Source organism: Streptomyces nogalater (genome assembly GCF_039532885.1).
In the GTDB taxonomy this organism is placed as follows: Bacteria; Actinomycetota; Actinomycetes; order Streptomycetales; family Streptomycetaceae; genus Streptomyces; species Streptomyces nogalater.
On the sequence record NZ_BAAASM010000062.1, the window covers coordinates 1 to 16349 of the forward strand.

At 77.0% G+C, this 16349-nt stretch carries 2 protein-coding genes; both read right to left on the minus strand.

Features of this window, described 5'->3' with window-relative positions; translation table 11 throughout:
* Positions 1-856, minus strand: an 856-nt coding sequence (locus ABD350_RS31975) for a beta-ketoacyl synthase N-terminal-like domain-containing protein (RefSeq protein ID WP_344352430.1), incomplete at its 3' end; no start/stop codon positions are given.
* A 26-nt stretch (positions 857-882) separates the two neighbouring features.
* Complete coding sequence (locus tag ABD350_RS31980; protein WP_344352431.1) at positions 883-16347, minus strand: SDR family NAD(P)-dependent oxidoreductase; 15465 nt, start codon at positions 16345-16347, stop codon at positions 883-885.
* Between the last annotated feature and the right edge of the window lie 2 nt (positions 16348-16349).

Below are 16349 nucleotides of genomic sequence, written 5' to 3' on the forward strand. Positions count from 1 at the left end.
CCCGCAGTACGGCCAGCACCGGATGCCCGTTGCGCCGGGCGTCCGACAGCCGCTCCAGCACCAGGACGCCCAGCCCCTCGGAGAACCCGGTGCCGGACGCGTCGTCGGCGAAGGAGCGGCACCGCCCGTCCGGGGAGAGCGCGCCCTGCCGGCTGAACTCCACATACGTGCCCGGCGAGGCCATCACCGTCACTCCCCCGGCCAGCGCCAGTGTGCACTCGCCCTGCCGCAGCGCCTGCGCGGCCAGGTGCAGCGTGACCAGCGACGAGGAGCAGGCGGTGTCGACGCTGAGCGTGGGCCCCTCCAGGCCGAGGGTGTAGGCGACCCGGCCGGAGACGATGCTGCCGGAGCCGAAGCTGCCGAAGTAGTCGTGGTACATGACGCCCGCGAACACGCCGGTGCGCGAGCCGCGCAGCCCGGCGGGATCGATCCCGGCGTTCTCCAGCGCCTCCCAGGAGCCTTCGAGCAGCAGCCGCTGCTGGGGGTCCATCACCAGGGCCTCGTTCGGGGCGATGCCGAAGAAGCCGGCGTCGAAGTCGCCCGCGTCGTGCAGGAAGCCGCCCTGCCGCGTGTACGAGCGGCCCGGTACGCCCGGGGCCGGGTCGTACAGGCCGGGGTCCCAGCCCCGGTCGGCGGGGAAGGCGGTGATGCCCTCCCCGCCGTCCGCGACCAGCCGCCACAGGTCCTCCGGGGAGCGGACACCGCCCGGGTAGCGGCAGGCCATGCCGACGATCGCGACCGGTTCCCGGGCCGCCGCGGTCAGCGCGCGGTTGCGTTCCCGCAGCCGCTCGATCTCCTTCAGCGAGGCGCGCAGTGCCTCGACCATCCTGGTGTCCGGCATCTCGGACTCGGCCATGGTCCTCTTCCTTGTCGCGGGCGTCGTCACAGGGCGTCGTCGTCCTCGGCGAGACCGTCGAGCGCCATGCTGATCAGGCTCTCGGCGTCCATCGCGTCGATCGGGGCGGGGCCGGCTCCGCCGTCGCCGGCCGGGTGCGGCGCGGGCCGCGCCCCGGCGAGTTCGAGCAGGCTGTCCAGCAGGCCGGCCTCGCGCAGCCGCGCCACCGGGATCGCGGCGAGCGCGGCCCGTACCGTGTCCTCCTCGGTGCGCGGCCCGTCCGGGGCGGCCGGGGCCAGTTCGGCGCCCAGATGGCCGGCGAGCGCGGCCGGGGTGGGGTGGTCGAAGACGAGGGTGGCGGTCAGCCGCAGGCCGGTGGCCTCGTTGAGCCGGTTGCGGAACTCCACGGCGGTCAGCGAATCGAAACCCAGGTCCTTGAAGGGCAGGTGCTCCTCGAACTCCTCGGTGCCGAGGACCGTACGGGCCTCGTCCCTGACCAGTCGCAGCAGCCGTTCGGCGCGGTCCTCGGGTGCGAGGGCGGCCAGTTCGCGGCGCAGTGCCGTGGCGGCGGCCGGTGCGGCCGGGCCGGCCGGGCGGGGCGCCCGCACCAGGGAGCGCAGCAGCGGGGCGACGCGGGCGGGCTCGCGCGGGGTGAGGTCCAGGCGGGCCGGCAGCAGCACCGGTTCGGGGCGGACCGTCGCAGTGTCGAACAGGGCGAGCCCGGTCGCGGCGTCCAGGGCGAGCACCCCGCCGGCGGCGACGCGCCGGGCGTCGGTGCCGGTGAGCCGGTCGGCCATGCCGCCGCTGCCCGCCCAGGCGCCCCAGGCGAGCGAGACGGCGGGCAGGCCGAGCTGCCTGCGGTGGGCGGCGAGGGCGTCGAGGAAGGCGTTGCCGGCGGCGTACCCGGACTGGCCGGGGCTGCCGAGCAGACCGGCTGCGGAGGAGAACAGCACGAACGCCGTCAGGGGGCGCTCCCGGGTCAGTTCGTGCAGGTGCCAGGCGGCGTCCAGCTTGGGCCGCAGCACCGTGTCCAGCCGTTCGGGGGTGAGCGAGGTCAGCACGGCGTCGGCGAGGACGCCCGCGGTGTGCACGACCGCGGTGACCGGGTGCTCGTCCAGGACCCGGGCGAGGGCGGCGCGGTCGGCGGCGTCGCAGGCGACCAGCGTCACCCGGGCGCCGAGCGCGGTCAGTTCGTCGCGCAGCCCGGCCGCGCCGGGCGCCTCGGGCCCGCTGCGGCCGAGCAGCACCAGCCGGTCGGCGCCGTGCGCGGTGACCAGGTGCCGGGCGACCAGCCGGCCCAGGGCGCCGGTGCCGCCGGTGACCAGGACGCCGCCGGAGAAGTCGGCCGGGGCGGGCTCGGGCAGGCGCGGGGCGCGCACCAGCCGGAGGACGTGCACCGTGCCGTCGCGCAGCGCGAGCTGGGGTTCGCCGCCGGCGACGGCGGCGGGCAGCAGCCGGCGGGAGGCCTCGGTGCCGTCCAGGTCGGCGAGGACGAGGCGGCCGGGGTGTTCGGACTGGGCGGAGCGGATCAGGCCCCACGCGGCGCCGGCACCGAAATCGGTGACGACCCCGGGGCCCGTCGCGCCGCGCGTCGCCACCACCAGGGTGGAGTCGGCGGTCCGGTCGTCGGCCAGCCAGTCCCGGACCTGGGTGAGCAGGCGCCGCAGGCCCGCCCGGGCGGTGTCCGCGTCCGCGCCGCCGGGGTGGACGAGGACCACCGTGCCGGGGGCGTGGGCGGCGGCCTCGGCCGGGCCGGCGGCGACGGTGACCTCGGCGACCTCGCCCGCCAGGGCGGCGGCCAGTTCCTCGCGGCCGGGGCCGCAGACGGTCCACCGCCCGGCCTGCGGGGCCGCGGGCACGGCGACGGGCACCCAGTCCGGGGCGAACAGGTCGTCGTGGCCGCCCGCGGCGGCCGCCGCGATGCGCTCCGGGTCCACCTCCCGCAGCGCCAGCGACGCCACCCGCGCCACCGGCCGCCCGGAGGCGTCGGCGGCCTCGACGCGTACCGCGCCGGCGCCGGCCGGCGCGATCCGCACCCGCAGGGCGGTCGCGCCCGGCGCGTACAGTTCCACGCCGTTCCACGCGAACGGCAGCGCCATGCGCTCCTCGGTCCCCGCGCGCAGCGCGAGGGCGTGCAGGGCGGCGTCGGACAGCGCCGGATGCAGGCCGAATCCCGCGGTGCCGGCGGGGACGGCGACCTCGGCGCAGACCTCCTCGCCGTGCCGCCAGGCCGCCCTGAGGCCCTGGAAGCCGGGCCCGTACGCGGCGCCCAGCTCGGCCAGCCGTTCGTAGAGCCCGTCCAGACCGACCGGTTCGGCGCCGGGCGGCGGCCAGGCGGCCGTGTCGGGTGCGGGCTGTTCCCCGGCGGGCCGCAGCACGCCGGTGGCGTGGGTGGTCCAGGGGTCGCCGTCGCCGTGGGCGGCGTACACGCGGAAGGCGCGGCCACCGGTGGCGTCGGGTGAGCCGACCGTGCACTGGAGGCGGACGGCGCCGTCCTCGGGCAGGAACAGCGGTTCGGTAAGGGTCAGGTCCTCCACCGCGGGGCAGCCGGCGCGGGCCCCGGCGGCCAGGGCCATCTCCACGAAGGCGGTGCCCGGCAGCAGCGGCACCCCGCCCACACGGTGGTCGGCCAGCCAAGGATGGTCGGCCAGGGAGAGATGCCCGGTGTACAGGATGCCGTCGGTGCCGGCGAGTTCGACGGCGGTGCCGAGCAGCGGGTGCCCGTCGGCCGGGCGCGCCGGGGCCGGGTCGCCGGTCATCCAGTAACGGGTGCGCTGGAAGGCGTAGGTGGGCAGGTCCGAGCCGTCGCGGTGGGGCAGCAGACCCGTCCAGTCGACGGCGGTGCCGTGCACGTGCAGCGCGGCCAGCCCGGCGAGCAGCGCCTCGGTCTCCTCGCGGTCCTTGCGCAGCAGCGGTACGACGGCCGCCTGATCGGGCAGGCACTCGCCGGCCGCGGCGGTCAGCGCGCCGCCGGGGCCGACCTCGGCGAAGTGCCGTACGCCCGCGTGGTGCAGGGCGGTGACGGCGTCGGCGAAGCGGACGGCCTCGCGGGCGTGCCGCACCCAGTACTCGGGGCCGGACAGTTCGTCGGGGGCGGCCGGGGCGCCGGTGAGGGTGGACACCAGCGGGATGCGCGCGGTCCCGTACGACACGGCGGCCGCGATCTTCCGGAACTCCGCCAGCATCGGTTCCATCAGGGCCGAGTGGAAGGCGTGGCTGACGGCGAGTTCCCTGGTGCGCGGGAAGCGGGCGGCCAGCGCGCGGGCCGGTCCGGCGGGCCCGGAGACGACGAGGGAGGCGGGCCCGTTGACGGCGGCGATGCCGACGCCGTCGCCGAGCAGCGGCACGACCTCCTCCTCGGTGGCGCGTACGGCGATCATCGCGCCGCCTTCGGGCAGGGCCTGCATCAGGCGGCCCCGGGCGGCGACGAGCGCGCAGGCGTCCTTCAGGCCGAGCACGCCCGCCACATGGGCGGCGGCGAACTCGCCGACGGAGTGCCCGGCGAGCAGGTCGGGCCGTACGCCGAAGGACTCCAGCAGCCGGTACAGGGCCACTTCCACGGCGAACAGCGCGGGCTGGGTGTACTCGGTGCGCTCCAGCAGCTCGGCGGAGTCCAGCACCTCGGCGAGCGGCCGGTCCAGCAGCGGGTCGAGGTGGGCGCGGACCTCGTCGAAGGCGGCGGCGAAGGCGGGGAAGGCCGCCGCGAGGCGGGTGCCCATGCCGGGCAGCTGCGCGCCCTGGCCGGAGAAGAGGAAGGCGAGCCGGCCGTCGGCGGCGGTGCCCAGTGCCCCGGCCGGGGGGGTGCGGCCCTCGGCCACGGCCCGCAGGCCGGCGGTCAGTTCGTCCCGGGTGCGGCCGAGGACGGCGGCCCGGTGGCCGAGCCGGGTACGGGCGTGGGCGAGCGCTCCGGCGAGCCGGTACGGGTCGGTGTCCGGGGCGGTGGACAGGTGGTCCAGCAGCCGGGCGGCCTGGGCGCGCAGGGCGCCCGGGGTGTGCCCGGACAGCAGCCACGGCACGGTGCCTCCGGCCGGGGCGGCGGGCTCTGCCGCGGGCTCTTCGGCGGGTTCCCCGGCGGGGGCGGCCTCGATGATGACATGGGCGTTGGTGCCGGAGATGCCGAAGGAGGAGACGCCGGCGCGGCGCGGGCGGCCCGGGTCGGGCCAGGGACGGTTCTCGGTGAGCAGCCGGACGTTGCTCCCCTCCCACTCCACGTGCCGGGTGGGCCGGTCCACGCCGAGGCTGGCGGGCAGCGTCTCGTGGCGCAGCGCCTCGATCATCTTGATGACGCCGGCGACCCCGGCGGCGGCCTGGGTGTGGCCCAGGTTGGACTTGACCGAGCCGAGCCACAGCGGGCGGTCGTCGCTGTGTTCGGCGCCGTAGGTGGCGATCAGCGCCTGGGCCTCGATGGGGTCGCCGAGGGTGGTGCCGGTGCCGTGCGCCTCGACCACGTCGACCTCGGCGGCGGCGACACCGGCCGCTTCGAGGGCGCGGCGGATGACGCGCTGCTGGGCGGGCCCGTTGGGGGCGCTGATGCCGTTGGAGGCGCCGTCCTGGTTGACGGCGGTGCCGCGCAGCACGGCCAGGATGCGGCGGCCGCTCCGGCGGGCGTCGGAGAGCCGTTCCAGCAGCAGCACGCCGGCGCCCTCGCCGAAGCCGGTGCCGTCGGCGGCGTCCGCGAACGGCTTGCAGCGGCCGTCCCGGGACAGGCCCCGGTGCCGGCTGAACTCCACGAAGGTGCCCGGCGTGGCCATGACGGTCACTCCCCCGGCCAGCGCCAGCGAGCAGTCGCCCTGCCGCAGCGCCTGCGCGGCCAGGTGCAGCGCGACCAGGGAGGAGGAGCAGGCGGTGTCGACGCTGAGCGTGGGCCCCTCCAGGCCGAGGGTGTAGGCGACGCGGCCGGAGACCACGCTGCCGGAGCCGTAGCTGCCGAAGTAGTCGTGGTACATGACGCCCGCGAACACGCCGGTGTCGGAGCCGCGCAGGGTCGCGGGGTCGATGGAGGCGCGCTCCAGCGCCTCCCAGGCGGTCTCCAGCAGCAGCCGCTGCTGGGGATCGGTGACCAGGGCCTCCTCGTCGTCCATGGCGAAGAACGCGGGGTCGAAGCCGGCCGCGTCGTACAGGAAGGCGCCGTGCCGGGTGTAGCTGGTGCCGGGGCGGTCCAGGGTGGGGTCGTAGAGGCGGTCGAGGTCCCAGCCGCGGTCGGTGGGGAACTCGCCGATGGCGTCCCGGCCTTCGGCGACCAGCCGCCACAGGTCCTCCGGGGAGGCGATGCCGCCGGGGAAGCGGCAGGCCATGCCGACGACGGCGATCGGCTCGTCGTCGGCGGCGGCGCGCGGGGTGGTGCGCGCGGGCGCCGCGGCGAGGGCGCCGGTGAGTTCGCCGAGCAGGTGGCGGGCGAGGACGGCCGGGGTGGGGTGGTCGAAGACGAGGGTGGCGGGCAGTTTCAGGCCGGTCGCCGTGGTGAGCCGGTTGCGCAGTTCGACGGCGGCCAGGGAGTCGAAGCCGAGTTCCCTGAAGGCCAGGGTGCGGCCGACGTCCTGGGCGGAGCGGTAGCCGAGGAGGGTGGCGACATGGCCGCGTACGAGGTCGGTGAGGAACGGTTCGCGTTCGGCCGCCGGCAGTCCGGCGAGCCGGTCGCGCAGTGCGCCGGCGCCGGCGGCCGCGCTCCGCGCGCCGGCCGCCCCGGCCCGGCGTACGGGCACCAGGGTGCGGAACAGCGGGGCCGCGTCGGCGCCCTGGGCGCGCAGCGCGGCCGGGTCCAGCCGGACCGGCAGCACGGCGGGGTCGGCGCCGCGCACGGCCGCGTCGAACAGGGCGACGCCCTCCTCGGTCTCCAGCGGGGCGACGCCGCCGCGGGCGATGCGGTCGAGGTCGCTGTCGCCGAGGGTGCCGGTCATGCCGCCGGCCTGCGCCCACAGGCCCCAGGCCAGGGAGTGCGCGGGCAGTCCGAGGGCCCTGCGGTGAACGGCGAGGGCGTCGAGGTAGGCGTTGGCGGCGGCGTAGTTGGCCTGGCCGGGCGAGCCGAGCGTGGCGGCGGCGGAGGAGAACAGCACGAACGCGGACAGGTCCAGGTGAGCGGTGAGTTCGTGCAGGTTCCAGGCGGCGTCCAGCTTGGGCCGGAACACGGTGTCGAGCCGCTCCGGGGTGAGCGAGGAGAGCACCCCGTCGGCGAGGACACCGGCCGCGTGGATCACGGCGGTCAGCGGCCGGCCGGCGGGTACGGCGTCGAGTACGGCGGCGAGCGCGGCGCGGTCGGCGGCATCGCAGGCGACGCTCGTCACCTCGGCACCCAGCGCGGTGAGTTCGCCGACCAGGTCCTCGGCACCACCGCTCCGGCTGACCAGCAGCAGACTGCGCACCCCGCGCTCGCCGACCAGGTGCCGGGCCACGATCCGCCCGAGGGCACCGGTGGCACCGGTGAGCAGGACGGTGCCGGTACCGAAACCGGTGCCGGTACCGGAGCCGGTGCCGCTGTCGGTACCGGGCCCGTCGGTGACGGTGCCGGGACCCTCGATGGTGTCGGTGCCGGGCCCGTCGGCGGTGACCCGGACCAGGCGCGGCACCCGCCACGTGTCCTCCCGGAACGCCACGTGCGGTTCGCCCAGGGCCGTCGCCTCGGGGAGGCGTCCGGGGGGCGGGGGCGTGTCGGACTCGACCAGGACGATCCGGCCGGGGTTCTCCGACTGGGCCGAGCGGACCAGGCCGCCGGCGGCGGCGCCCGCCGGGTCGGTGCCGGTGACGACGACGAGGGGGGTGTCGGCGAGGCGGTCGTCGGCCAGCTTGGCGCGCAGCTCGTCCAAGACCGTGCCGACGGCCGCCCGGGCCTCGGCGGCGCTCGCCCCGGCCGGGGCCCGCACCACCTCCACCGGGCCGGCGGGCGCCGCCGTGACCGGCGGGGCCTGGACCCAGTCGACCCGGTACAGCGCGCCCGCGCCGGGCGTCCGGGCCGCGGCGGCCAGCACCTCGGTGCGCAGGGGCCGCAGGGTGAGCGCGTCGACGGTGGCGACGGGGGCGCCCGCGGGGTCGGCGAGCGTGAGGGCGACGGTGCCCTCGCCGGTGGGCCGGACGCGGACGCGCAGCGCGTTCGCCCCGGTGGCGTGCAGCCGTACCCCGGACCAGGCGAACGGCAGCAGGGCCTGCTCGCCGGCCGCGTCGGTGAGGGCGACGGTGTGCAGCGCGGCGTCCGAGAGCGCCGGGTGCAGTGCGAACCCGTCGGGCGCCGCGTCGGTGGCGACCTCCGCGTACAGGCCGTCGGCGGCGCGCCAGGCGGCGCGCAGGCCCTGGAACAGCGGCCCGTAGCCGAGGCCGAGCCCGGCCAGGTCGTCGTACAGGCCGTCGAGCGGGACGGGTTCGGCGTCCCGTGGCGGCCAGTCGGTGAGCGGGTCGGCGGGGACGGGCAGGGTGCCGGTGGGGGCGAGCAGGCCGTCGGCGTGCCGGGTCCACGGCAGCTCCTCGTCCGGGCTCTCCGGGCGCGACCAGATGGTGACGGGACGGGTGTCGCCCTCGGGCGGGCCGACGGTGACCTGGAGCTGGACGGCCCCGTGGTCGGGCAGGACGAGCGGCGCGTGCAGGGTGAGTTCGGCGAGGTCCCCGCAGCCGACCTGGTCGCCGGCGCGCAGCGCGAGTTCCAGGTGTCCGGTGCCGGGGAACAGCAGCCGGCCGCCCACCCGGTGGTCCGCCAGCCAGGGCTGGGTGGCGGCGGACAGCCGGCCGGTGAGCACGGCGCCCTCGGTGTCGGCGCGGACCATCGCGGCGCCGAGCAGGGCGTGGTCGGTGGGGGCGAGGCCGGCGGAGGTGACGTCGGCGCCGCCGGCGGTGCTGTCGAGCCAGTACCGTTCGCGCTGGAAGGCGTAGCCGGGCAGCGGCACCCGGCGGGGCCGGCGGCCCTCGGCGACGGCGGCCCAGTCGACGGCGGCACCGTGGGTGAACGCCTCGCCCAGCGCGGTCAGCAGCCGGTCCCGGCCGCCCTCGTCGCGGCGCAGGGAGCCGACGGCGGCCACGGCGTCGTCGGTCTCCTGGATGCCGACGGTGAGCACCGGGTGCGGGCTGGCCTCGATGAACAGCTGGTGCCCGGCGGCGACGGCGGCCCGGACCGCCTGTTCGAACAGCACGGTTCCGCGCAGGTTGGTGTACCAGTACCCGGCGCCGAGCGCGACGGTGTCGAGGGGGCCTCCGGTGACGGTGGAGTAGAACGGCACCCGGGTGGCGCGCGGCTCGATGCCGTCGAGGACCTCGGCGAGGCGGGCGCGCAGGGTCTCGACGTGGGCGCTGTGCGAGGCGTAGTCCACGGGCAGGCGTTTGGCGCGGACCTGCTCCGCGCGCAGCAGCGCGAGGAGCTCGTCGAGGGCGCCGGGGTCGCCGGAGACCACGGTGGAGGCGGCGCCGTTGACGGCGGCGACCGACAGCCGGCCGTCGAAGGCGGCGAGCCGGGCGCGGACCGCGTCGGCGCCCTCGCCGACCGACATCATGCCGCCGGAGCCGGACAGCAGCTCGGCGATGGCCTGGGAGCGCAGGGCGACGACGCGGGCGCCGTCGGCGAGGGACAGCGCGCCGGTGGCGCAGGCGGCGGCGATCTCGCCCTGGGAGTGGCCGATGACGGCGGCCGGGGTGACGCCGTAGGCGCTCCAGGTGTGCGCGAGGGACACCATCACGGCCCACAGCAGCGGCTGGACGATGTCCACCCGGTCCAGGGTGCCGCGCAGCTCGGTGGCGAAGTCCCAGTCGGTGTAGGGGGCCAGGGCGGCGGCGCACTCGGCCATGCGGGCGGCGAACACCGGTGAGGTGTCGAGGAGTCCGGTGGCCATGCCGGACCACTGGGAGCCCTGGCCGGGGAAGACGAACACGGGGCGGGCGCGGCCGGTGGCGGTGCCCTGGACGAGGGTGCGGGCGGTGCTGCCGTCGGCCAGCGCGGCCAGGGCGCCGCGCAGTTCGGCCGGGTCGGCGCCGGTGATCGAGGCGCGGTGGGGGAAGCGGGCGCGGGTGGTGGCGAGCGACCAGCCGATGTCGGACGGGTCGAGGCCGGGGTGGGTGTCGAGGTGGCCGAGGAGGGCGGCGGCCTGCCCGGCGAGCGCGGCGGGTGTCCTGGCGGTGAGCAGCCACGGCACGGCGAGGTCGCGCGGTGCGGGGTGCTCGGGCTCGGCGGGGGCGGGCGGGGCCTGTTCGAGGACGACGTGGGCGTTGGTGCCGCTGATCCCGAAGGAGGACACCCCGGCCCGCCGCGGCCGGCCCGTGGCCGGCCACTGTCGTTCCTCGGTCAGCAGCCGTACGTTCCCCGCATCCCAGTCGACCTTCGTGGACGGCCTGTCCACATGCAGCGTCCGGGGCAGCACCCCGTGCCGCATCGCCATCACCATCTTGATGACACCGGCGACCCCCGCCGCCGCCTGCGTGTGCCCGATGTTCGACTTCACCGACCCCAGCCACAACGGCTCCGCACGATCCTGACCATAAGCGGCCAGCAGCGCCTGCGCCTCGATCGGATCACCCAGCGTCGTCCCCGTACCATGCGCCTCCACCACATCCACGTCGGCGGGCATCAGACGGGCGGAGGCCAGCGCCTCGCGGATGACGCGTTCCTGGGCGGGGCCGTTGGGGGCGGTGAGACCGTTGGAAGCACCGTCCTGGTTGACGGCGGTGCCGCGGACGAGGGCCAGGACGGGATGGCCGTTGCGCCGGGCGTCGGAGAGGCGCTCCACGACGAGGACGCCGACGCCCTCGCCCCACACCGTGCCGCCCGCCGCGTCGGCGAAGGCGCGGGTGCGGGCGTCGGGGGCGAGCGCGCCCTGCCGGCTGAACTCGATGAACGTCTCCGGGGTGGCCATGACGGCGACACCGCCGACCAGCGCCAGGCCGGACTCCCCCTGCCTGAGCGACTGGGCGGCCAGGTGGAGCGCCACCAGGGAGGAGGAGCAGGCGGTGTCGACGGAGAGGGAGGGGCCCTCCAGGCCGAGGGTGTAGGCGACGCGGCCGGAGATGATGCTGCCGGAGCCGAAGCTGCCGAAGTAATCGTGGTACTGGACGCCGGCGAACACGCCGGTGCGGCTGCCCTTGAGGGTGTGCGGGTCGATGCCGGCGCTCTCCAGCGCCTCCCAGGACGTCTCCAGCAGCAGCCGCTGCTGCGGGTCCATGACGAGGGCCTCCTTGGGGCTGATGCCGAAGAAGGCGGCGTCGAAGTCGCCCGCGTCGTGCAGGAAGCCGCCCTCGCCGACGTAGGAGGTGTCGGGGCGCCTCCGGGTGGGGTCGACGATCCGGTCCACGTCCCAGCCGCGGTCGGCGGGGAAGGCGGTGATGGCGTCGGTGCCGTCGGCGACCAGCCGCCACAGGTCCTCCGGGGTGCGGACGCCGCCCGGGTAGCGGCAGGCCAGGCCGACGATCGCCAGCGGCTCCTCGGCGCGGGCCGCCCGGGTGCGCCGGCCGCCGCGGGCCGTGGCCGGGGCATCGCCGACCAGGGTGCCGAGGTGGGTGGCGAGCGCCTCGGGCGAGGGGTGGTCGAAGACCAGGGTGGCGCTCAGCCGCCGGCCCAGCTCGGCGGAGAGGGAGTTGCGCAGCTCGATGGCGGCGAGCGAGTCGAAGCCGAGGTCCTTGAAGGCCCGGTCGGTCTCCACGCCGTCCGGGTGGGCGTGCCCGAGGACGGCGGCGACATGGGCGCGGACCGTGTGCAGCAGCGCCTCGGCGCGCTCCTCGGCGCCCAGGGCGGCCAGCCGCTCGGCGAAGCCGGCACCGGTGCCCTCGGCGGCGGCCTCCCGGCGTACCGGGCGGCCCGCCAGGGCGCGGAAGACGGGGGCGAGTGCGGGGCCCTGGGCGCGCAGCGCGGGCAGGGAGAGCCGTACCGGTGCCAGGGCGGGACGGCCCGCGCGCAGCGCCCGGTCGAACAGCGCGGTGCCCTCCCCGGCGGACAGGGCGGTCATGCCGCCGCGGGTCATCCGGGCGCGGTCGGCCTCGTCGAGGGTGCCGGTCATGCCGCCGGTGGGTGCCCAGGGGCCCCAGGCCAGCGACAGGGCGGGGGCGCCGTGGGCGTGGCGGTGCGCGGCCAGGGCGTCCAGGAGGGCGTTGGCGGCGGCGTAGTTGCCCTGACCGGGGGCGCCGACGGTGCCGGCGACGGAGGAGAACAGCACCAACGGGGTGTCCCCGCCGGTCAGTTCGTGCAGGTGGAGGGCGCCGAGGGCCTTCGGTGCGAGGACGGTGTCGACGCGTTCGGGGGTGAGGGAGGAGACCACGCCGTCGTCCAGGACGCCGGCGGCGTGCACGACCGCGGTGAGGGGGTGGTCGGCGGGGATGCCGGCCAGGACGGCGGCGAGGCGGTCCCGGTCGGCGGTGTCGCAGGCGTGGACGGTCGCGGTGGCGCCGAGCGCGGCCAGGTCGGTGACCAGGTCGTCGGCGCTGCCGGAGCGGCTGAGCAGCGCGAGGTGCCGTACGCCGTGCGCGGTGACCAGGTGGCGGGCGAGGATCCGGCCGAGGCCGCCGGTGGCGCCGGTCAGCAGGACGGTGCCCTCGGGATCGAAGGTGAGGCCGGGTGCTCCGGCGGACGGTTCGGCGCGGGTCAGGCGGGCGGCGCGGGCGGTGCCTTCGCGTACGGCGAGCTGGGGTTCGCCGGTGGCGAGGGCGCCGGGCAGGACGGTGACGGCGTCCGCGCCGGGTTCGAGGTCGAGCAGGGTGAACCGGTCGGGGTGCTCGGACTGCGCGGACCGCACCAGACCCCAGACGGCGGCGCCGGCCAGGTCGGGCACGTCCTCGCCGGCGACGCTGACCGCGCCCCGGGTGATCACGGTGAGCGGGCGGGGGTCGTCGTCCTGGAGGGCGGCGAGCGCGGTGTGCAGGGCCTGGCGTACGGCGTCGGGGGTGGACCCGGGGGTGCTGTGCAGCACCCGGTGGCCGGGGTCGGGGGCGTCGGTGTCCAGCGGCAGCGGCTGCCAGTCGAGGGTGAACAGGGCGTCCGCCGCGGGGTCGTGGGCGGTGAGGCGGGTGAGCGGGCGGGAGGTCAGCGAGGCGACCGTGGCGACGGGGGCGCCGTCGGCGTCGGCCAGGTCGACGGTGAAGGCGTGGTCGCCGGCGGGCGTCAGCCGGGCGCGCAGTACGGAGGCGCCGGTGGCGTGCAGGGTGACGCCCGTGAACGCGAACGGCAGCCGGGCGGTGTCGTCGGCGGATCCGTCGCCGAGCAGGGCGAGGGAGTGCAGGGCGGCGTCGAACGCGGCCGGGTGCAGGCCGAAGCGGGGGGCGTCGGCGGCGGGCCGCTCGGGCAGCCGTACCTCGGCGAACAGTTCCCCGTCGCGCCGCCAGGCGGCCGTCAGCGCCCGGAAGACGGGCCCGTACTCCAGTCCGGCGGCGGCGTGCCGCTCGTACAGGCCGCCGGTGTCGAGGGCTTCGGCGTCCTCGGGGGGCCAGTCGTCCAGGCGGGTGCCCGGGGCGGCGGGGCCGGCGGTGAGGAGGCCGGAGGCGTGCGCGGTCCACGGCGCGTCGGCGGGCAGGCTCTCGGCGCGGGCGTACACCTGCACCGTACGGGCGCCCGAGGCGTCGGGCGCGCCGACCGCGACCTGGACCCGCACCCCGTCGTCCCCGGGCAGCACCAGCGGTGCCTCCAGGGCGAGTTCGTCCAGGTGGGCGCAGCCGACCTGGTCGCCGGCGCGGACGGCGAGTTCGACCATGGCGGTGCCGGGGACGACGATCCGGCCGGCGACGACGTGGTCGGCGAGCCAGGGGTGGGTGCGCGCCGACAGCCGGCCGGTGAGGACGGCGCCGTCGGTGTCGGCGAGGACGGTGGCGGCGCCGAGCAGCGGGTGGTCGGCGGAGTCGAGGCCGGCGGAGCCGACGTCGCCGGCGGCGGCGGTCGTCTCGGGCCAGAACCGTTCGCGCTGGAAGGCGGTGGTGGGCAGGTCCACGGTGCGGGCGCCGGTGAACAGCGCGGTCCAGTCCACGGCGGCGCCTGCGGTGTACAGCCGGGCGAGGGCGGTGAGCAGGGTCTCGGTCTCGTCGCGGTCGCGGCGGGAGGCGGCGGCCAGGACGGCGTCGGTGTCGGTGCCGTCGGCACTCAGGCAGTCGCGGGCCATGGCGGTCAGCACGGCGTCCGGGCCGACTTCGAGGTAGCGGGTGACGCCCTCGGCGGCGAGGGCGCGGATCCCGTCGTGGAAGCGGACCGCCTCGCGCACGTGCCGCACCCAGTAGTCGGGGGAGGCGATGTCCTGGGTGGCGAGGGCGCCGGTGACGTGGGAGACGACGGGGAGGGTGGCCCGGTGGTAGGTCAGGGACTCGGCGACCGTCCGGAACGCGGCCAGCATCGGTTCCATCAGGGGCGAGTGGAAGGCGTGCGAGACCGTCAGCCGGCGGCTCTTGTCGAAGCGGGCGGCCACCGCCTCGGCCTCGGCGGCGTCGCCGGAGATCACCACGGAGCGGGGGCCGTTGACGGCGGCGATGCCGACCCGCCCGGTGAGCAGCGGGCGGACCTCCTCCTCGGTGGCGCGTACGGCGATCATCGCGCCGCCCTCGGGCAGTTCCTGCATGAGCCGGCCGCGCGCGGCGACCAGCGTGGTCGCGTCCTTCAGGTCCAGGACGCCCGCGACATGGGCGGCGGCGATCTCGCCGACGGAGTGTCCGGCCAGGTAGTCGGGGGTGAGTCCCCAGGACTCCAGCAGCCGGTACAGGGCGACTTCGAAGGCGAACAGCGCGGTCTGGGTGCGGGCGGTGCGGTGCAGCGGCGCGGGGTCGTCGCCGAGGACGAGGTCGCGCAGGTCGTCGTCGCCGGTCAGCGCACAGATCTCGTCGAAGGCTCGGGCGAAGACCGGGAAGCGGGCGTGCAGTTCGCGGCCCATGCCGGCGCGCTGGGCGCCCTGGCCGGTGAACAGGAAGGCGGTCAGCCCCTTGCGGACCCGGCCGGAGGCGGCGCCCCGGCCGCCCTCGGCGACGCCGGTCAGGGCGGCCAGCAGCGCGTCGCGGCCGGCGCCGAGGACGACGGCCCGGTAGGGGTGGGCGGTGCGGGTGGCGGCCAGGGAGTGCGCCACGTCCACCGGGTCCAGCTCGCCGACGGCGGCGGCGAGGCGGGCGGCCTGGTCGCGCAGGGCGCGTTCGGTGCGGCCGGAGACCACCCAGGGCACCAGCAGCGGCGCCGTACGCGGTTCCGGCTCCCCGGCTTCGGCTGCTTCGGCGGGGGCCTCCTCCAGGATGGTGTGCGCGTTGGTGCCGCTGGCGCCGAAGGAGGAGACGGCGGCCCGGCGCGGGCGGCCGGGGTCGGTCCAGGGCCGGTTGTCGGTGAGCAGCCGGATGTCGCCCTGTGTCCAGTCGACCTTGGTGGAGGGCTGCTCGGCGTGCAGTGTCCGGGGCAGGATCCGGTGCCGCATCGCCATGACCGCCTTGATGATGCCGGCGACGCCGGCGGCGGCCTGGGTGTGTCCGATGTTGGACTTCACCGAGCCCAGCCACAACGGCTGTTCGCGGCCCTGGCCGTAGGTGGCGAGCAGTGCCTGGGCCTCGATGGGGTCGCCGAGGGTGGTGCCGGTGCCGTGCGCCTCCAGCAGGTCCACGTCGGCCGGGCCGAGGCCGGCGGAGGCCAGCGCGGCGCGGATGACGCGCTGCTGGGAGGGGCCGTTGGGGGCGGTCAGGCCGTTGGAGGCGCCGTCCTGGTTGACGGCGGAGCCGCGGACCACGGCCAGCACCTCGTGCCCGTTGCGGCGGGCGTCGGAGAGCCGCTCCAGCACCAGCATGCCGGCGCCCTCGCTCCAGCCGGTGCCGTCGGCGGTGTCCGCGAAGGACTTGCAGCGGCCGTCGGCGGCGAGGCCGCGCTGCCGGCTGAAGGCGATGAAGTTGCCGGGTGTGGACATCACGGTGGCGCCGCCCGCCAGGGCGAGGGTGCACTCCTTGGCGCGCAGGGCCTGCACGGCGAGGTGCACCGCGACGAGCGCCGAGGAGCAGGCGGTGTCGATGGTGACGGCCGGGCCCTCCAGGCCGAGGGTGTAGGAGATGCGGCCGGAGATGACGGCGGCCAGCACGCCGGTGCCGAGCGCGGCCTCGCTGTCGTCGGGCATCCGGGCGAGCAGGTCCTTGTAGTCCTGGCCGTTGGTGCCGGCGAACACCCCGACGCGGGCGCCATGGGCGGAGTCGGGGGCGATCCGGGCGCGTTCCAGGGCCTCCCAGGACACCTCCAGCAGCAGTCGCTGCTGGGGGTCCATCGCCAGCGCCTCGCGGGGGCTGATGCCGAAGAAGTCCGGGTCGAACCCGGCCGCGTCGGCGAGGAAGCCGCCGCGGGTGACGTAGCTCTTGCCGGTGGCGTCCGGGTCGGGGTCGTACAGCGCGTCGAGGTCCCAGCCCCGGTCGTCGGGGAAGTCGCCGATGGCGTCGGTGCCGTCGTGGACGAGCCGCCAGAACTCCTCCGGGGTGGTCACCCCGCCGGGGAAGCGGCAGCCCATCCCGACGATGGCGATGGGTTCCCGGTCCTGGGTCTCCACCTCGCGCAGCCGCCGGCGGGTCTGGGCCAGGTCGGCGGAGACCCGCTTGAGGTAGGAGAGCAGCTTTTCGTCGTTGGTCATCG